We start from the raw sequence: 17,098 nt of genomic DNA, 5'->3' as shown, positions 1-17,098 counted from the left end.
GTGACGTCAGCGCGGATCGGTGAACCAGCCGACGGCCTGGGTGACCATATCGGGCGGGATCGCGCCGGGGGTGACAGTAAAGCGGGCCATGCGGCCGACCATTTCTTCCTTCTGGGCCAGACCTTCGACACCGTGGTAGTAGCGCCGCCTGATGTAATCGTCGAACAGCACGGTCACCGGCCTTGCCGTCCGCATCATCACGGCGACGAGGCAGGCCGCGCGGAACCGGCCGTCGATCAGCACCAGGTCAGGCTGCACGAAATCGGGCCGGTCCCAGACCGACAGCGCGTATTCGTGGAATTTGCGGAACTCCCGGGGTTTCATCGGCACGCCCCAGGGGCCGGTGGGGCCGACATCGGCCCAGTGGACATGCGCCCGGTCCGAAATCGTGGCGACATGCGAGGCCATTCGGTCGGCCCAGTCCTGATCACTTTCGACACTGAACACGGTCTTGCCCAGCTCGGCCGCAAGTACGGTCGACCCGCCGCTGCCATACTCCAGGATCGTGGTCGCCGCCTCGTATTTGCTGACCAGGAACCGGCGTTCCCTTGGGGCAAAGGTCAGCTCAAAGCTTGGGGCGTCGGCCTCCTGCTCCATCTCTGCATCCATTCCGCGAATGACCTTCCTTTTCGGTGTCGCGATGTCGTCGATCAGACGGTCGGGAGCCTGATCCAGCGCAGCAAGCGCCTCGGCCACCAGCGTATCGACGCGGGCCTGCGCCTCGGCCACGCCGGGCAAAGCCGCAAGGCGGGCAATCTCGGCTGTAACCGCGGCTTCCCAGTGCAGGATGCTGCGGTCTTCGGCCTCGTTCCGGTCGAAACGGTCGAAGTATTCCGGCGTGTGGCGGACATTCGGGCGGCGCGGTCCGGTCGAGACCATGCCCCGCCCCCGCGCGGCTTTCAGGCGGAAATGGTCGGGCGTGCGCACCGAATAGTGGTTGATCTGCGCCAAGTCCCAGCCGAATTCCCGCCGCGAGGCCAGGTTGGTGCGCCCGGTGTACGGTTCCCGCGCCAGCCAGGGTGCGGTGCGGGGGTTCTTCGGGTCCAAGGGTTTGCCATTGCCGCCAAGGCAGTCCTCCGCCGTGACCGCCGCCCCATCCACTAGGCGCGGCAGCCCGGCGGAATTGGCAGAGAACCCGGCATACCGATGATCTGCGCGGAACATCGGCTTCGTTTCCAGATTTGCAACAAACCCAAGCTTGGAGGCCCCAGTGAAATCGTCCGAGATATGGCGGCCGGTAAAGCTGTCATTCCCGCCCGAGCCGAAGAGCCGCCAGTTCAGCATCAGCGCCCCGGCGCTGCCCAGCCGGTCCAAGAGGGCCTGCACCGTCCGGTCGCCGACGTGAACATTCAGGAATTCATCTGCATCCAGCCACAGATACCAGGCGCCTGGCCGATAGCCGACCTCAGCTTCAAAGGCCTGCACCGCGGCCTCTTGCGGCGCGACTCCATAGCCGGGTGTGGTCCGCAGGAAGGTGATCTCGCCCGATTGAGCGAGGGCCGTCAGCAGATCATCCGATCCATCCGTTGAGCCATTGGAAACAACAACCACCCGGTCCACCCCGATCACCCGGTGATAGGCCAGCCATTCCAGCACGAACGGCCCCTCGTTGCGCATGGCCGAGACCAGAACGACCGTGGTTCGTTCCGCATCCGGTTCCGCATATGCACGCACGTGGGCCATCGTAGGGTCAGCCGACCGAGCCTTCCAGGCTGATCGCGACCAGGCTTTGCGCCTCCATCGCGAATTCCATCGGCAGGGCCTGCAGGACCTCCTTGCAGAAGCCGTTGACCACCAGCGCGACAGCTTCCTCTTCGTCCATCCCGCGCGAACGGCAATAGAACAGCTGGTCGTCGTCCACCTTTGAGGTGGTCGCCTCATGTTCCACGCGCGAGGAATTGTTGCGCACTTCGATGTAAGGCACGGTGTGCGCCCCGCATTTGTCGCCAATCAGAAGACTATCGCACTGGGTGTAGTTGCGGCTGTCCTTGGCTTTCGGGTGCATCGACACCAGCCCCCGGTAGGTGTTCTGCGCCCGGCCCGCGCTGATGCCCTTGGACACGATCCGCGACTTGGTGCGCTTGCCAAGGTGGATCATCTTGGTCCCGGTATCGGCCTGCTGGGCGTTGTTGGCGATGGCGATGGAATAGAACTCGCCCTGTGAATCATCCCCCCGCAGGATGCAGGAGGGGTATTTCCAGGTGATCGCCGACCCGGTTTCCACCTGCGTCCACATCACCTTCGCACGGTCGCCCCGGCAATCGGCGCGCTTGGTGACGAAGTTGTAGATGCCGCCGACCCCGTTCTCGTCACCGGGATACCAGTTCTGGACGGTTGAATACTTCACCTCGGCGTCCTTCAGGATCACGATTTCCACCACGGCCGCATGCAACTGGTTGGTGTCGCGCTTGGGCGCGGTGCAGCCTTCCAGGTAGCTGACATAGGCACCCTCGTCGCAGATGATCAGGGTGCGTTCGAACTGGCCGGTGTTTTCCGCATTGATGCGGAAATAGGTCGACAGCTCCATCGGGCAGCGGGTGCCCTTGGGGATGTAGACGAAGGAGCCGTCCGAAAAGACGGCCGAATTCAGCGTGGCGAAGAAGTTGTCCGAAGGCGGCACGACCGACCCAAGGTATTGCTTCACCAGCTCGGGGTGTTCGCGCACGGCCTCGGAGATGGAGCAGAAGATCACCCCCGCCTTGGCCAGTTCCGCCTTGAAGGTCGTGCCGACCGAGACCGAATCGAAAACCGCATCGACCGCCACCTGGCGCGGTTCCGCTTCACCTTCAACTCCGGCCAGAAGCATCTGTTCCTTCAACGGAATTCCAAGCTTGGCGTAGGTCGCCAGCAGCTTCGGATCGACCTCATCCAAGGACTTCGGCTTCTTCGCCATGCTTTTCGGCGTCGCGTAGTAGAACTGGTCCTGATAGTCGATCTCGGGATAGGTCAGCATCGCCCAACGCGGCTCTTCCAGCTTGACCCAGCGCCGGTAAGCCGCCAGCCGCCAGTCCAGCAGCCACTCCGGCTCGCCGTTTTTCTGAGAGATAAGACGAACGATATCCTCGTTCAGCCCCTTCGGGGCGTAGTCCATCTCGATGTCGGTTTCCCAGCCGTACTTGTATTTGCCCGCCATCGCCTGCACGGTTTCGATTGTCTCGCGGTCCACGCCTTCGCGCACCTCGGTTCCATCGACAGTTTCCAGCATGGTCATCGGCGTTTCCTTTCAGGCAGCCCGCGCGCGGGCCTTGGCATAGGTGGCGGTCCAGACTTGGGCGAACCGCAGCACGTCGTCTTTTGTCACGCCGGGCCCAAGCGAGACCCGGATTGCCTGGCCCGCAAGCGCCGCGTCAAAGCCCATCGCGACCAGCACGCGGCTGGCCCGGACCTTGCCCGAGGAACAGGCCGAGCCCGCAGAGATCGCGAACCCCGCAAGGTCCATCGCCATCACCTGCGTCTCCCCTTTCCAGCCGGGAGCAATCAGGCACAGCGTGTTCGGCAGCCGTGGCAAACCATTCCCGACCGAAATAGTTTCTTTTGCCGCAGCCGACAACTCCGATTCTAGAATATTTCTAAGTTCGGCAACCTCGTCCCAGACTCCGTTGGCCAGATCCCGCGCGGCAGCCTCGCAGGCGGCGGCAAATCCGGCGATGCCGATCAGGTTCTCGGTCCCGGCGCGGCGACCCATCTCTTGCCCCCCGCCCTTCATTTGCGGCGGGACCTCGATGCCCTGGCGCACGACCAGAGCGCCAATGCCCTTCGGGCCACCCAGCTTGTGCGCCGAGACCAGTCCCATATCGCAACCAAGCCAGTTGAAAGCCAACGGCACCTTGCCGAAAGCCTGCGTGAGGTCGCTGACAGCAAGGCTCTGCGGCAGGTCCTGCAGGATGCCGGTTTCGGAGTTCGCCAGTTGCAAGGCGGTCCGGGCGGGATCAGCGACCGCGACCCTGCCCTGTCCGTCCACCGTCAACGACGCCTCACACCAGGCAGCGACCGCGTCATGCTCCAAAGGCGCGCAGACCAGCCCCCGACCGGCGCAGGCCAGTGCCGCCGACTCGGTCGCGCCAGAGGTGAAGATGATGTCCGCCCCGTCCGCCCCAAGCGCCGCAGCGATCCCGGCGCGCGATCTTTCCAGAAGCGACTTCGCCGCCCGCCCCTCGGCATGGACCGAGGACGGGTTACCCACCACCTCCATCGCCGCGACCATCGCCGCCTTCGCCTCGGGGCGCAGGGGGGCCGTCGCGTTCCAGTCGAGGTAGCTGCGGTTCATTCCTCATCCACCACGCGGAACAGATGCGGCACCGCCGGGCACGGGGTCAGGTCGTTCTTCACCACATCCGACAGCCGCACCTGGTGCAGAAAGACATAGACGTTGGCCGACAGGCTTTCCCAGAGCCGGTTGGTCAGAGATTGCGCGCGGCTGCCCGACAACCCGCCGGAAGCGCCAGCGCCTGTGTGCATGGCATCCACCGTCTCTTCGACGGCTTCCATCACCTCGGAAATGCGGATCTCGTTCGGGCTGCGCGCCAGCTTGTAGCCGCCGCCCGGACCGCGCACCGCTTCGACCAGGCCCGCGCGGCGGAGCTTGACGAAAAGCTGCTCGAGATAAGGCAGGCTGATGTCCTGCCGCTTCGAGATTGCGGCCAGCGACACCAGATCGTCGCCGCCCTTCTGCCCTTCAGCCAGCGCAAGGTCAGCCAGCGCCACCATCGCGTATCGCCCCTTGGTCGAAAGCTTCATTCCGCCCCCTGTCCCGGCACACCGGGAATCGCAATCGCATTGACGCCGCGCCTGTGCGGCATTACCTCAGTCAAGCCCCGAAAAGTCGGTCCCGGCCTTGCCCGGCCCGCTTTAGAACGGTTCTAGTTTATCCGAGCGAAAGCGTCAAGAAATCGCTCCCGCATGAGAAGAGTGCAATGCCCGAGGTTATCTTTGCCGGCCCCGACGGACGCCTTGAGGGCCGCTATCACCCGCAAAAGGACCGCGACGCGCCGATCGCCATCGTGCTGCATCCACACCCCGCTTACGGCGGGACGATGAACAACAAGGTCGTCTACAACCTGCACTACGCCTTCTACAACCTGGGCTTCACCGTCCTGCGCTTCAACTTCCGCGGCGTGGGCCGCAGCCAGGGCGAATATGACCAGGGCATCGGCGAACTTTCGGATGCCGCCAGCGCGCTGGATTACCTGCAGGCGATGAACCAGAACTCCAAGCAGTGCTGGGTCGCGGGCTTTTCCTTCGGCGCCTGGATCGGCATGCAGCTTCTGATGCGGCGGCCCGAGATCACCGGCTTCGTCTCGGTCGCCCCGCCCGCGAACCTCTATGACTTCTCGTTCCTCGCCCCCTGCCCGTCTTCGGGCCTGATCATCAACGGCACCGCCGACAAGGTCGCCCCGCCGAAGGACACCAAGACCCTGGTCGGCAAGCTGCACGAGCAGAAGGGGATCACCATCACCCACACCGAGATCGAGGGTGCGGACCACTTCTTCAAGGACGAAGAGGCGCATATGAAGCCGATGATCCAGACGGTCTCGGACTATGTCCGCCGGAGGATGACGGAGGCGACACGGTAATGTCTGTTATTCAGGATATGGCCGACAAACTGGCCGACGATGTGCTTGCTGCCGAAATCGAACTGGGCGACGACCGCTTCTACGAAAAGGTCGCACAGGTGCTGGCGGCAGCCTCGCCCACCTTCCAGGAGGCCTACATCACCTCGATCCGCGTCCGCCTGGCCGAACGCCGGGGCCGCGCGTTCCTGGAGCGCGCGCTGGCCGCCAAGCGCGGGTTGATCTCCGAGGCCGAGGCCGGGGATGACACCCCGATCGACCTTGCAGGCTTCGGCCATTGACGGACCGGCTGGAAGCGCAGTTTGCCTTCCTGAACGAGGCGGACCGGCTGAAACACGTGATGCGGGCGACGACCCTGGTCGATGGCTCGCGGCCCGAGAACTCCGGCGAACATTCCTGGCACCTGGCGCTTTACGCGCTGGTTCTGGCCGACCAGGCCGAACCGGGCGTGGACATCAGCCGGGTGATCCGCATGCTGCTGATTCACGACCTGGTGGAGATCGACGTCGGCGACGTGCCGATCCATTCGCAGAATGGACAGGCCCATGCCAGCGCCGCAACACAGGCTGCCGAAGCCAAAGCCGCCGACCGGATTTTCGGCCTTCTGCCCCCCGACCTTGCCACAAGCCTGCGCACGCTTTGGGAGGAGTTCGAGGCCGCGGAAACCCCCGACGCCCGCTTTGCCAAGTCCTTGGACCGCGTCCAGCCGGTGATGGCGAACCTGATGTCGGGCGGCGGGACCTGGGCGACCTACGATGTCACCTTCGACCAGTTGGAAAGCCGCGTGGGGTCCAAGATCGCCAAGGGCGCGCCCGGGCTGTGGGAGTGGGTGAAGATCAAGGCCCGGCCCTGGTTCGGCTAGCCTCCTCGTGCGCCTTCGGCTTCTCGTCGGAGACCCACCCCAGCGAGGAGTGACGAAGTCCACGACGAGCGGTCCTGCAGGCGCAAAGGCATTTTCGGTATACAATCGCATACCGCACTTCCCAAGCCGCCGCTTTTCCGGTATGACCCCGCCAACCGAATCCCATTAGCCGGAGAGACAGATGTCGAAGATCAAGGTAGCCAACCCCGTCGTCGAGCTCGACGGCGACGAGATGACCCGGATCATCTGGGACTTCATCAAGCAGAAACTGATCCTGCCCTACCTCGACATCGACCTGAAATATTACGACCTCGGGATCGAGGAGCGGGACCGCACCGACGACCAGATCACCATCGACGCGGCCAATGCGATCAAGCAATACGGCGTCGGCGTCAAATGCGCGACGATCACCCCGGATGAACAGCGGGTCGAGGAATTCGGCCTGAAGCAGATGTGGAAATCGCCCAACGGCACGATCCGCAACATCCTGGGCGGCGTGATCTTCCGCGAGCCGATCATCTGCAAGAACGTCCCGCGCCTTGTCCCGCACTGGACCAAGCCCATCGTCGTCGGCCGCCACGCCTTTGGCGACCAGTACCGCGCGACCGACTTCCGCTTCCCCGGCGCGGGCAAGCTGACGATGAAGTTCGTCGGCGACGACGGCACGGTGATCGAGCGTGACGTCTATTCCGCCCCCTCGGCCGGCGTCTACATGGGCATGTACAACCTTGACGACAGCATCACCGACTTCGCCCGCGCTTCGCTGAACTATGGCCTCCAGCGCGGGGTGCCGGTGTATCTCTCGACCAAGAACACCATCCTGAAAGCCTATGACGGCCGCTTCAAGGACATCTTCCAGCAGGTCTTCGACGCCGAATTCGCCGACAAGTTCAAGGCCAAGGGCATCACTTACGAACACCGCCTGATCGACGACATGGTCGCCTCGGCGCTGAAATGGTCGGGCGGCTATGTCTGGGCCTGCAAGAACTATGACGGCGACGTGCAGTCCGACATCGTGGCGCAGGGCTTCGGCTCGCTGGGCCTGATGACCAGCGTCCTGATGACGCCCGATGGCAAGATCGTCGAGGCGGAAGCCGCCCACGGCACCGTCACCCGCCACTACCGCGAGCATCAGAAGGGTAAGGCGACCTCGACCAACTCCATCGCGTCGATCTACGCCTGGACCGGCGGCCTCAAGCACCGCGCGACGCTGGATGGGAACGACGCGCTGATGCGCTTTGCCACCACGCTGGAGAAGGTCACCGTGGACGCCGTGGAAGACGGCCACATGACCAAGGACCTCGCACTCCTGGTGGGGCCGGACCAGAAGTGGCTGACCACGATGGGTTATCTGGAGAAGGTGGACGAATACCTGAACAAGGCGCTGAAGGGGTAACCGGCGTAGGGTGCGCTACAGCGCACCTTTCTTGGGACAAGGGGCCGGAGGAAGACTTCCGGCCCTTTTCCGTTTCACGCGCGATATTCCACCTGCACAAAGCCGTTGTCCCACGACCGCGCCGCGACCAGCGTCAGGTCGACATCCCTTGCCCCGTGGCCCCAGAGTGGACGGCCCTGCCCCAGAAGCACAGGGATCAGAGTGACGATCATGCGGCGCACCAGCCCCTCGGCAAGGAAGCTGCGGATGGTCTGCCCGCCGTCGAGGTAGACGCGGGTCACGCCCTCGGCCCCCAGCTCTGCCAGCACCGCTGCCGGGTCCTTGCCGCTGACGCGGACCCTGTCCCGCAGCGCCTCGGGAACCACCACCCGCCCGGGCGTGCGGCTCAGCACCACCACCGGGGTCTTGTAAGGCCAGTCCGGGAAGGTCAGCACCTTCTCAAAGCTTTCGCGCCCCATCACCATCGCGCCCACCCCGTCGAGGAAAGCGGCGTAACCGAAGTCCTCGCCATCCGGCACCGGGCGGCTGGTGAGCCAGTCGATATCCCCGTCGAGGCGCGCGATGTAGGCGTCCATACTCGTTGCGATGAACACTTCGGCCGATGGAAGATGCCCGGTCATGTCGTCCTCCAATGATCGCTTGCGAAAGGGCGGCGGTCTACCGCGGCCATCCGCAAGCGTCAAGAACCTTACGGGAACACCGCAAGGGATTGGGACAGAAGCATTGACTTTATATAGGTCAATCTGTATGACCTTTATAGTAGCTGCGGAGCCACCCATGCCCGACCGTCACGACCAGATCAGCGACCGCCCGCGCCACAGCGCAGTAGACGACGCACAGGGCATTGGCTTTGGCGTCATCATGGCGGCCTTCGGGATGCATATCCTGACCCACATGGGCTTTGTCACGGGACAGACCACCGGCATCGCCGTGCTGATCGCCCACGCGACCGGCCTGCCCTTCCCGGCGGTCTACTTCGGCGTCACCCTGCCCTTCCTTGGCCTCGCCTGGCGGCGGATGGGCGCGAAATTCGCGCTCAAGACTTTGGCGACCACCGCCGCACTGTCGGGTCTGGTCGCGGTCCTGCCGCACTGGATCGAGCTTGGCCGGATCGAACCCGCCGTGGCCGCCGTCATGTTCGGCCTCCTCTTCGGCATCGCGGCCCTTGCGGCCATCCGGCACGGCGGCAGTTTCGGCGGGCTTTCGGTCCTGTGGATCGAGCTGCAGGACCGCACCGGCTTTCCCGCAGGCCATGCGCAGCTCTTGTCGGACGTGGTGATCTTCGGCCTTGCCGCCCTGGTCATGCCGGTCGAAACGCTGGGCTACAGCTTCCTTGGCGCTGCGGTGTTCTCGCTGTTTCTAGCCGTCAACCACCGCCGCGACCGCTATATTGCGGCCTGAGCAGAGTGGTCGGAAGTTAAGATTTCCTGAACAGAAAAGATCAAGCCATTGATTTTCCTTCCATCTGCGGGTTTGTCCACCGTGGACACTTTGCGCCCTCTGGCGGCGTGGAAGAAAACCCTGTAAGGCCCCGCCAACCCTATAGGACCCGGACCCAATGGAACTGCGCAACATCGCGATCATCGCCCACGTCGACCACGGCAAGACCACGCTGGTGGACGAGCTTCTGAAACAGTCGGGGGCGTTCCGCGCCAACGAGTCCGTTTCCGAACGCGCGATGGACAGCAACGACATCGAACGCGAACGCGGGATCACGATCCTGGCCAAGTGTACCAGCGTTGAATGGCACGAGACCCGGATCAACATCGTCGACACCCCCGGCCACGCCGACTTTGGCGGCGAGGTGGAGCGGATCCTGTCGATGGTGGACGGCGTGTGCCTGTTGGTCGACGCCGCCGAAGGCCCGATGCCGCAGACCAAGTTCGTGCTCGCGAAGGCGCTGGCCCTGGGCCTGCGCCCGATCGTCGTCCTGAACAAGGTCGACAAGCCTGACGCCGAACCCGACCGCGCGCTGAATGAGGTCTTTGATCTTTTCGCCAACCTCGGCGCCGATGACGACCAGCTGGACTTCCCGCATGTCTACGCCTCGGGCCGTTCGGGCTGGGCCGACATGGAGCTGGACGGGCCGCGCAAGGACCTGTCGGCGCTGTTCGACCTGATCGTCCGTCACGTCCCGGCCCCGAAGGTGCTGGCCCGCGTCGACGAGCCGTTCTCGATGCTGGCGACCACCCTCTCCGCCGACCCCTACCTGGGTCGCATCCTGACCGGCCGCGTTGAATCCGGCCGCATCGGCACCGGCACCACGCTGAAGGCCCTGTCGCGCACCGGCGACCGGCTGGAGCAATTCCGCGTGACCAAGATCCTCGCCTTCCGCGGTCTGAACCAGACCGCCATCGATGAAGCCGTCGCGGGTGATATCGTGACCCTGGCCGGAATGACCAAGGCCACCGTCGCCGACACCCTCTGCGCGCCCGAGGTCGATACCGCCCTGCCGTCGCAGCCGATCGACCCGCCGACCATCACCGTGACCTTCGGCATCAACGACTCGCCCTTGGCGGGGCGTGATGGCAGCAAGGTCCAGTCCCGCGTGATCCGCGACCGCCTGATGAAGGAAGCCGAGGTCAACGTCGCGATCAAGATCGCCGACACCCCCGGCGGCGACGCGTTCGAGGTCTCGGGGCGCGGCGAACTTCAGATGGGCGTTCTGATCGAGAACATGCGGCGCGAAGGCTTCGAGCTGTCGATTTCGCGCCCCCGGGTGATCTTCCAGGACATCGACGGCGTCCGCAACGAGCCCATCGAGGAAGTCACCATCGACGTCGATGACGAATACTCCGGCGCGGTCATCGACAAGCTGACTGGCGAGCGGAAGGGCGACCTGGTCGAGATGAAGCCCGCAGGTGTGGGCAAGACCCGGATCATCGCCCATGTCCCGTCGCGGGGCCTCATCGGCTATCAGGGCCAGTTCCTGACCGACACGCGCGGCACCGGCGTGCTGAACCGCATCTTCCACGGCTGGACCCCGCACAAGGGCCCAATCCAGGGCCGTCGCCAGGGCGTGCTGATTTCGACCGAATCTGGTGTCTCGGTCGCCTATGCCCTGTGGAACCTGGAAGAACGCGGCCGCATGTTCATCGGCCCGCAAGAGCAGGTCTATGTCGGCATGCTGATCGGCGAGCACAGCCGGGAGAACGACCTTGAGGTCAACCCGCTGAAGGGCAAGAAGCTGACCAACGTCCGCGCCTCGGGCACGGATGAGGCCGTCCGCCTGACTCCGCACATCAAGATGTCGCTGGAAGAAGCCATCGCCTATATCGACGATGACGAACTGGTCGAGGTCACGCCCAAGATCATCCGGCTGAGGAAGCGCCTTCTGGACCCGAACGAGCGGAAGCGGCAGTCGCGGAAGGAATGAATCGGGGGGCCATAGGCGATGGCAAGTATGTCAGGTCTTGTTGCGTACCTGCGGCGAAAGAACCGGGATCGATTGACAAAGTACCGCGAGCGAAAGCGTGCGAAATTCCGCGGCTCGCTTGCAGTACTGGCCATCATGAAGAATGAGGCCATGAACATTGACGAGTGAGTGTCTCATTACCTGCAAGTGGGTGCTGATCGGATTGTTCTGATTGATAATGGCAGCAGCGACGCAACGATTGAAAAGGCTCAATCCTGGGTTGCGCATGGTCACGTTGATCTGATCTCCCGACCCGCAAAACATCGACAGGTGGACCACTACTGGGAAGCTGCGAAGTTGTATATCTTGCAGAACTACGAGTGGCTGTTAGTCGCAGACCTCGATGAATTCTGGTTTTGTCCTGATGGCAGATCAATTCCTGCCAAGCTTTCCGATCCTCAGTACCTTGGTATAGATGTCGTCTACGCTAACTGGACAATATTCGGTAGCAGTGGACTGCACTCTCATCCAAGCAGCATCCGCCTGTCATTGCTCCATAGAAGCCCACAGCTCGGAACACACCAGAATACAAAGTACTTATGCCGAACATCCGTACTCAATTCGCGACGGAATATGGAGATTCACAAGATAGTCGGTGCTGATTCAGCTCGCACCGTGTCTGACAATGAGGGTTTTAGCCTCTTCCACTATCCGATTCAGAGCTTAGAATTCTTTCAGAAGGTTAAGATGACACGCGGAGACGCGAATTCTGCTCGTACGGACCACGTTAGAGATATGGAGTATTTTCGCAGTTACGACGCACCCTGCAATCAAATCGACCGAACACTTGCCGACCTAATCGAAAGCGGACGCCTGGGTCGGGGCTGAGGATCAAGCAGCAGCCGTCAGGCAGCTATGCAGGAAATCCTCGACCATCGCGAAATGATCGGTGCGCCGGTATAGGCGGCCTAGCGGCACATCAGCTTTCCCCGTGTATGGAAAGGATCATCTGCCCGGCCCTTCTTTTCCGCTGAAGTCTAGCAGAAAGCCGATTAGCCGGGGAAGCTCCTCCAGTGAATTCAAGGCAAAGTGGAGGGAAAACCCTACTCGACCTCTTCGACCACCATCAAGTCGCGGATGCTGGCCCCCTTGGCGTGGGCCAGCGCGGCCTGGTAGGCGGGCGAATTGTAGCACTCCACCGCTTTTTCCAGGCTGGGGAAGCGGGCAACCACGTTGCGGGCGCGGTCGTTGCCCTCAAGCTGCACATAGCGGCCACCCCGGGCGAGGAACACCCCGCCATGCGCCGCGATGGCGGGACCGGCCTCCTTGGCGTAGCGGCCGTAGGCGTCGGCGTCGGTGACGTGCACGTGGGCAATCCAGAGTGCGGTCGGCATCCTATCCTCCAATTGCGGCTTCGGCCGCCTTGATGGCTGCGTCGGCCTGGGCGATGTCGGCGCCCCCGGCCTGGGCCAGGTCGGGACGTCCGCCGCCGCCCTTGCCGCCAAGGGCTTCGGCTGCGGCCTTGACGAGGGTCACGGCGGAAAGCTTGGCCGTAAGGTCGGCGGTCACGCCCGCAGCGACAGCGGGCTTGGCACCGGTGTCGGCGATCAGCAGCACCGCACCCGACCCAAGCCGGGCCTTCATCTCGTCGATCAAGGCCGGAAGGTCCTTGCCCGAGACGCCGGACAGAACCTGAGCAATGAACTTCACCCCGTTGATTTCCTTGGCTTCCGGGCCTGCCGCCTTGCCGCCCATCGCGACTTCGCGGCGCAGTTGTGCGACCTCGTTCGCCAGCGCCTTGCGCTCGTCGAAAAGCGCGCGGATCCGGTCGGCAAGTTCACCAGCCGGGGCCTTGATGATCGCCGCGATGTCGTTCAGCCGCGCGTCCTGCTGCCGCAGGTGATCCAGCGCCGCCTGTCCGGTCAGCGCCTCGATCCGGCGAACACCAGCGCTGGACGCGCTTTCAGAGAGGAGGACCATCGCGCCGATATCGCCGGTCCGCTGGACATGGGTGCCGCCGCAAAGTTCCAGGGAATAGGTCTTGCCATCGCTCCCCTTGCCCGAGCCTTCGAGGGTGCCCATCGAGACGACGCGAACCTCCTCGCCGTACTTTTCGCCAAACAGCGCCTGGGCACCGATGGCGCGGGCGTCGTCGGGGGTCATGATCCGGGTTTCCACGGGTGAATTCTGGCGGATGTAGGTGTTGACCTCGGCTTCGATGGTGGCCAGATCCGGGGCCGCGATGGCGGTGGAATGGCTGAAGTCGAAACGCAGCCGGTCGGCGGCGTTCAAGCTGCCGCGCTGAGCGACATGGTCGCCAAGGGTGCGCCGCAACGCCTCGTGCAGAAGGTGCGTGGCAGAGTGGTTCGCGCGGATCGCCGAACGGCGGGTGTGGGACACCTCCAGCTTGGCAGGTTGTCCTTTGATAACAGTGCCTTTCGTGACGCGGCCAATATGGATGAAGACCCCGGCGGCCTTCTTCACGTCCGTCACTTCGGCGGTGCCGGTCTGGGTGCGGATCAGGCCGGAATCCCCAACCTGGCCACCGGATTCGGCGTAGAACGGGGTCTGGTTGACGACGATCTGCACCGTTTCGCCCGCAGCGGCCTGCCCCACGGGCGCACCGTCACGCAACAGCGCGGTGATCACGCCCTCGGCGGTTTCGGTGTCGTAGCCAAGGAATTCGGTCACGCCATGGTCTTCGGCGATCTCGAACCAGATCTTCGCGTCGCCTGCGGCACCCGTGCCCGACCATGCGGCGCGGGCCTTGGCCTTCTGCTCGGCCATCGCGGCATCGAAGCCCTGCACGTCCACCTCACGCCCCTTCTCCCGCAGTGCATCTTGGGTGAGGTCAAGCGGAAAGCCGTAGGTGTCGTACAGCTTGAAAGCCGCCGCGCCGGGCAACGCCGCGCCTTCGGCGAGGCCGGACAGTTCGTCGTCCAGAAGCCGCAGACCACGGTCAAGCGTCTGTTTAAATTTGGTTTCTTCGCTGCGCAGCGTCTCTTCGATCATCGACTGGGCGCGGCTGAGTTCGGGATAGGCCCCACCCATCTGCCGGACCAGCGCAGGCACCAGACGGTGCATCACCGGATCCTGCGCGCCAAGCATGTGGGCGTGACGCATCGCGCGGCGCATGATCCGGCGGAGGACATAGCCGCGCCCCTCGTTCGACGGCATCACCCCGTCGGCAATCAGGAAGGAGGTGGATCGCAAGTGATCGGCGATGACGCGGTGATGGATTTTTCCTGGTCCATCAGGGTCTTGCGAGGTGACGTTCGCGCTGGCCTCGATCAGGCTGCGCATCAGGTCGGTGTCGTAGTTGTCGTGCTTGCCCTGCAGAAGCGCCCCGATCCGTTCCAGCCCCATGCCGGTGTCGATCGACTGCATCTCCAGCGGGATCAGTCGCCCGTCGGCGAACTGCTCGTTCTGCATGAAGACGTTGTTCCAGATCTCGATGAAGCGGTCGCCGTCTTCCTGTGCGCTGCCCGGCGGGCCGCCCCAGATGTGGTCACCGTGGTCGTAGAAGATTTCCGTGCAGGGGCCGCAGGGGCCGGTGGGACCCATCCGCCAGAAGTTGTCGTCCGAGGCGATGCGGATGATCCGGTCGTCGGTCAGGCCCGAGACCTTCTTCCAGATCGTCGCGGCCTCATCGTCGGTATGGTAGATCGTGACGAGAAGCTTGTCCTTGGCCAGACCGAAGTCCTTGGTCAAGAGCTCCCAGGCGAAGGCGATGGCCTGGTCCTTGAAATAGTCGCCGAAGCTGAAATTCCCCAGCATTTCGAAGAAGGTATGATGCCGCGCTGTGTAGCCCACATTGTCGAGATCGTTGTGCTTGCCCCCGGCCCGCACGCATTTCTGCGCCGTCGTCGCGCGCTTGTAGTCCCGCGTCTCGACCCCGGTGAACAGGTTCTTGAACTGGACCATGCCCGAGTTGGTGAACATCAGCGTCGGATCGTTCCGCGGCACCAGGGGCGAGCTGTCGACGACCCGGTGATCGTTGCGACGGAAGAAGTCGAGATATGTGGAGCGGATGTCGTTCAGCGAGGCCATGTGGGGGCGGTCCTTAGCCAGATCGGGGGCGAATTCGTGGGTTCGGACCCCATGTAGCCCCCTGCAAAGGGGCTGTCCACAGTCGGCCTTGCGCGCAAGGGAAAAAGGCAGCTAGCGCAGCACTTCGACGGCGTCGCCGTTGCGGATCATCCCGTCCTGTTCGATCGAACAAAGGACCCCGCGCAGGCGAAGGTCCGGGTGTGCGCGGACCCAGTCGAAGGCCGCCTCGCCGTGGCGTACTTTCCACTTGGCGCAGGCGTCGTTCCAGACATCGGAGACACGAAGAACCGCTGACCCTACCGCAAGAAGCTGACCGGCTGGCAGGTTTGCCTCGGTCATGTCCAGGTCGCAGACGAAGGTATCGCCGGGATGGACCACGGCGTCTCGGTCCCGCCAGACAAGGTCGAGCACCCGGCGCGGCAGGATCGAGACCTGGATACCGGGGTGACCCGAACCGTCGGGCAGTTTGAGCCAGGGCGCGGTGCCCCAGCGTTCGCCGGGGATGCCTTGCGCCCTGGTGACGGTCAGCTGATCGACGAAACGGCGCTCGCCGTAGCCGGGTCGGAGGCACAAAAGCTCGACCGCGCTGCCGGTCTTGGGTGCGCAAAGCACCCCCGGCAGCGCGGCCATCAGTTCATCGCTGGTGACGTGGTTGCTCACTCGTCAAGGACGTCCGCGCTCTCTTCTCCACCGGAAATCGTGAAGTCGAGCCCGTTGGCAGCGCGGATCTTGTCTTCGATTGCCAGCGCGACAGAGGGGTTCTGCTTGAGGAAGGCCTTCGCGTTCTCGCGGCCCTGGCCGATGCGTTCGTCCCCGTAGGAATACCAGGCGCCCGACTTCTCGACCACGCCGGCCTTGACGCCGATGTCGACCAGTTCGCCCATCTTCGAGATGCCTTCGCCATACATGATGTCGAATTCGACCTGCTTGAAGGGCGGGGCCACCTTGTTCTTCACCACCTTGACGCGGGTGGTGTTGCCCACAACCTCTTCCCGGTCCTTGATCGCGCCGATGCGGCGGATGTCGAGGCGGACCGAGGCGTAGAATTTCAGCGCGTTGCCGCCCGTGGTGGTTTCGGGCGAGCCGAACATCACGCCGATCTTCATGCGGATCTGGTTGATGAAGATCACCATGCAGTTGCTGCGCCCGATCGAGGCGGTCAGCTTGCGCATCGCCTGGCTCATCAGGCGGGCCTGGCTGCCCATCTGCATGTCGCCCATGTCACCTTCGATCTCGGCCTTGGGCACCAGAGCCGCGACCGAGTCGACCACAACCATGCTGACCGCACCGGAGCGGACCAGAGTATCCACGATCTCAAGCGCCTGTTCGCCGGTATCGGGCTGGGAGATCAGAAGCTCATCCAGGTTGACGCCGAGTTTCTTGGCGTATTGCGGGTCAAGTGCGTGTTCGGCGTCGACAAAGGCGCAGACGCCGCCTTTTTTCTGTTCTTCTGCAACGGCATGCAGGGTCAGGGTCGTCTTGCCCGATGATTCCGGCCCGTAGATCTCGATGATCCGCCCCTTGGGCAGACCGCCGATCCCGAGCGCGATGTCGAGGCCCAGCGAGCCGGTCGAAGTCGCCTCGATGTCCATCGCCGGGCTGTCGGCGCCCAGACGCATGATCGAGCCCTTGCCGAACTGCCGTTCGATCTGCGCGAGCGCGCTTTCCAGCGCCTTCGACTTGTCCATATCCCGCTTGCTCCCGAGGTCGAGAAGGTTTGCCGTCGCCATGTCACGCTCCTTATTTCACAGCCACCCGCAGGCGGCAATCCTTGCCCGTGTTCCCCAAGTGTTCCTGACCTTATGAGCACAAAAAGGGAACAATTCAACTCAAATCTCGTGGTGGCAGTTTTTCACGGCTTTGGT

At 63.5% G+C, this 17,098-nt stretch carries 17 protein-coding genes; 7 read left to right on the top strand and 10 right to left on the bottom strand.

Annotated elements, in window-relative coordinates; genetic code table 11:
• Nucleotides 1-6: 6 nt before the first annotated feature.
• The 4 genes from Q8M85_RS13965 to Q8M85_RS13950 are packed head-to-tail and all read right to left on the bottom strand — an operon-like array spanning nt 7 to nt 4,737.
• Complete coding sequence (locus Q8M85_RS13965; protein ID WP_305545672.1) at nt 7-1,683, bottom strand: glycosyltransferase family 2 protein; 1,677 nt, start codon at nt 1,681-1,683, stop codon at nt 7-9.
• 7 nt (nt 1,684-1,690) lie between these two features.
• Nucleotides 1,691-3,205, bottom strand: coding sequence for a Fe-S cluster assembly protein SufB (gene sufB / locus Q8M85_RS13960; RefSeq protein ID WP_371135264.1), 1,515 nt, complete (start codon nt 3,203-3,205; stop codon nt 1,691-1,693).
• A gap of 18 nt (nt 3,206-3,223) precedes the next feature.
• Nucleotides 3,224-4,267 (bottom strand): cysteine desulfurase family protein, encoded by a 1,044-nt coding sequence (locus Q8M85_RS13955; RefSeq protein ID WP_305545670.1) that lies wholly within the window; start codon nt 4,265-4,267, stop codon nt 3,224-3,226.
• Nucleotides 4,264-4,737 (bottom strand): Rrf2 family transcriptional regulator, encoded by a 474-nt coding sequence (locus tag Q8M85_RS13950; RefSeq protein WP_305545668.1) that lies wholly within the window; start codon nt 4,735-4,737, stop codon nt 4,264-4,266. Before Q8M85_RS13950 ends, Q8M85_RS13955 begins: the two co-directional genes overlap by 4 nt.
• A gap of 176 nt (nt 4,738-4,913) precedes the next feature.
• Between Q8M85_RS13950 and Q8M85_RS13945 the strand changes: the two genes are divergently transcribed.
• From Q8M85_RS13945 to Q8M85_RS13930, 4 genes are all read left to right on the top strand, one after another.
• Nucleotides 4,914-5,573: an alpha/beta hydrolase gene (locus Q8M85_RS13945; protein ID WP_305545666.1), complete on the top strand. Its 660-nt coding sequence runs from the start codon at nt 4,914-4,916 to the stop codon at nt 5,571-5,573.
• On the top strand, nt 5,573-5,851 hold the full coding sequence (locus tag Q8M85_RS13940) for a hypothetical protein (protein WP_305545664.1): 279 nt from the start codon (nt 5,573-5,575) through the stop codon (nt 5,849-5,851). The genes Q8M85_RS13945 and Q8M85_RS13940 overlap by 1 nt, the downstream gene beginning before the upstream one ends.
• Nucleotides 5,848-6,432, top strand: a complete 585-nt coding sequence (locus Q8M85_RS13935; RefSeq protein WP_305545662.1) for an HD family hydrolase — start codon at nt 5,848-5,850, stop codon at nt 6,430-6,432. The genes Q8M85_RS13940 and Q8M85_RS13935 overlap by 4 nt, the downstream gene beginning before the upstream one ends.
• A gap of 181 nt (nt 6,433-6,613) precedes the next feature.
• Nucleotides 6,614-7,828 carry an NADP-dependent isocitrate dehydrogenase gene (locus tag Q8M85_RS13930; RefSeq protein WP_305545660.1) on the top strand — a complete coding sequence of 405 codons (1,215 nt, stop codon included), beginning with the start codon at nt 6,614-6,616 and terminating at the stop codon, nt 7,826-7,828.
• Between the two features lie 74 nt (nt 7,829-7,902).
• On the opposite strand, the gene Q8M85_RS13925 is transcribed toward Q8M85_RS13930, so the two are convergent.
• Nucleotides 7,903-8,448 carry a dihydrofolate reductase family protein gene (locus Q8M85_RS13925; protein ID WP_305545658.1) on the bottom strand — a complete coding sequence of 182 codons (546 nt, stop codon included), beginning with the start codon at nt 8,446-8,448 and terminating at the stop codon, nt 7,903-7,905.
• A 157-nt stretch (nt 8,449-8,605) separates the two neighbouring features.
• Between Q8M85_RS13925 and Q8M85_RS13920 the strand changes: the two genes are divergently transcribed.
• Nucleotides 8,606-9,229, top strand: coding sequence for a YitT family protein (locus Q8M85_RS13920; protein ID WP_305545656.1), 624 nt, complete (start codon nt 8,606-8,608; stop codon nt 9,227-9,229).
• A 157-nt stretch (nt 9,230-9,386) separates the two neighbouring features.
• The gene (gene typA / locus Q8M85_RS13915; RefSeq protein WP_305545654.1) at nt 9,387-11,204 is read left to right on the top strand and encodes a translational GTPase TypA; all 1,818 of its coding nucleotides are present in this window, start codon (nt 9,387-9,389) and stop codon (nt 11,202-11,204) included.
• 30 nt (nt 11,205-11,234) lie between these two features.
• Here the strand turns inward: typA and Q8M85_RS13910 are convergent, their stop codons facing one another.
• Nucleotides 11,235-11,477, bottom strand: coding sequence for a hypothetical protein (locus Q8M85_RS13910; protein ID WP_305545652.1), 243 nt, complete (start codon nt 11,475-11,477; stop codon nt 11,235-11,237).
• Here Q8M85_RS13910 and Q8M85_RS23395 point away from each other — a divergent pair.
• Entirely contained in the window at nt 11,373-12,071 is a 699-nt protein-coding gene (locus tag Q8M85_RS23395; protein WP_371135255.1) for a glycosyltransferase family 2 protein, read from the top strand. The genes Q8M85_RS13910 and Q8M85_RS23395 overlap by 105 nt on opposite strands.
• 215 nt (nt 12,072-12,286) lie before the next feature.
• Here Q8M85_RS23395 and Q8M85_RS13905 read toward each other — a convergent pair whose 3' ends face one another.
• From Q8M85_RS13905 to recA, 4 genes are all read right to left on the bottom strand, one after another.
• Nucleotides 12,287-12,577 carry a DUF1330 domain-containing protein gene (locus Q8M85_RS13905; RefSeq protein WP_305545650.1) on the bottom strand — a complete coding sequence of 97 codons (291 nt, stop codon included), beginning with the start codon at nt 12,575-12,577 and terminating at the stop codon, nt 12,287-12,289.
• A 1-nt stretch (nt 12,578) separates the two neighbouring features.
• Complete coding sequence (gene alaS, locus Q8M85_RS13900; RefSeq protein WP_305545648.1) at nt 12,579-15,233, bottom strand: alanine--tRNA ligase; 2,655 nt, start codon at nt 15,231-15,233, stop codon at nt 12,579-12,581.
• Between the two features lie 111 nt (nt 15,234-15,344).
• Nucleotides 15,345-15,863: an MOSC domain-containing protein gene (locus Q8M85_RS13895; RefSeq protein WP_305546033.1), complete on the bottom strand. Its 519-nt coding sequence runs from the start codon at nt 15,861-15,863 to the stop codon at nt 15,345-15,347.
• Nucleotides 15,864-15,889: 26 nt separating this feature from the next.
• Entirely contained in the window at nt 15,890-16,963 is a 1,074-nt protein-coding gene (gene recA, locus Q8M85_RS13890; protein WP_305545647.1) for a recombinase RecA, read from the bottom strand.
• Between the last annotated feature and the right edge of the window lie 135 nt (nt 16,964-17,098).

Source organism: Tabrizicola sp. (assembly GCF_030694085.1).
In the GTDB taxonomy this organism is placed as follows: domain Bacteria; phylum Pseudomonadota; class Alphaproteobacteria; order Rhodobacterales; family Rhodobacteraceae; genus Tabrizicola.
The sequence above is the reverse complement of the archived record's forward strand: the minus strand, read 5'-3'. Positions and strand labels throughout refer to the sequence as shown.

What these genes read in the sequence shown, in the direction of transcription:
- Q8M85_RS13950 (WP_305545668.1), bottom strand. Translation starts at nt 4,737, where the DNA reads ATGAAGCTTTCGACCAAGGGGCGATACGCGATGGTGGCGCTGGCTGAC.
- recA (WP_305545647.1), bottom strand. Translation starts at nt 16,963, where the DNA reads ATGGCGACGGCAAACCTTCTCGACCTCGGGAGCAAGCGGGATATGGAC.
- Q8M85_RS13955 (WP_305545670.1), bottom strand. Translation starts at nt 4,267, where the DNA reads ATGAACCGCAGCTACCTCGACTGGAACGCGACGGCCCCCCTGCGCCCC.
- sufB (WP_371135264.1), bottom strand. Translation starts at nt 3,205, where the DNA reads ATGCTGGAAACTGTCGATGGAACCGAGGTGCGCGAAGGCGTGGACCGC.
- Q8M85_RS13940 (WP_305545664.1), top strand. Translation starts at nt 5,573, where the DNA reads ATGTCTGTTATTCAGGATATGGCCGACAAACTGGCCGACGATGTGCTT.
- Q8M85_RS13930 (WP_305545660.1), top strand. Translation starts at nt 6,614, where the DNA reads ATGTCGAAGATCAAGGTAGCCAACCCCGTCGTCGAGCTCGACGGCGAC.
- alaS (WP_305545648.1), bottom strand. Translation starts at nt 15,233, where the DNA reads ATGGCCTCGCTGAACGACATCCGCTCCACATATCTCGACTTCTTCCGT.
- Q8M85_RS13945 (WP_305545666.1), top strand. Translation starts at nt 4,914, where the DNA reads ATGCCCGAGGTTATCTTTGCCGGCCCCGACGGACGCCTTGAGGGCCGC.
- typA (WP_305545654.1), top strand. Translation starts at nt 9,387, where the DNA reads ATGGAACTGCGCAACATCGCGATCATCGCCCACGTCGACCACGGCAAG.
- Q8M85_RS13920 (WP_305545656.1), top strand. Translation starts at nt 8,606, where the DNA reads ATGCCCGACCGTCACGACCAGATCAGCGACCGCCCGCGCCACAGCGCA.
- Q8M85_RS13895 (WP_305546033.1), bottom strand. Translation starts at nt 15,863, where the DNA reads ATGGCCGCGCTGCCGGGGGTGCTTTGCGCACCCAAGACCGGCAGCGCG.
- Q8M85_RS13965 (WP_305545672.1), bottom strand. Translation starts at nt 1,683, where the DNA reads ATGGCCCACGTGCGTGCATATGCGGAACCGGATGCGGAACGAACCACG.
- Q8M85_RS13925 (WP_305545658.1), bottom strand. Translation starts at nt 8,448, where the DNA reads ATGACCGGGCATCTTCCATCGGCCGAAGTGTTCATCGCAACGAGTATG.
- Q8M85_RS13905 (WP_305545650.1), bottom strand. Translation starts at nt 12,577, where the DNA reads ATGCCGACCGCACTCTGGATTGCCCACGTGCACGTCACCGACGCCGAC.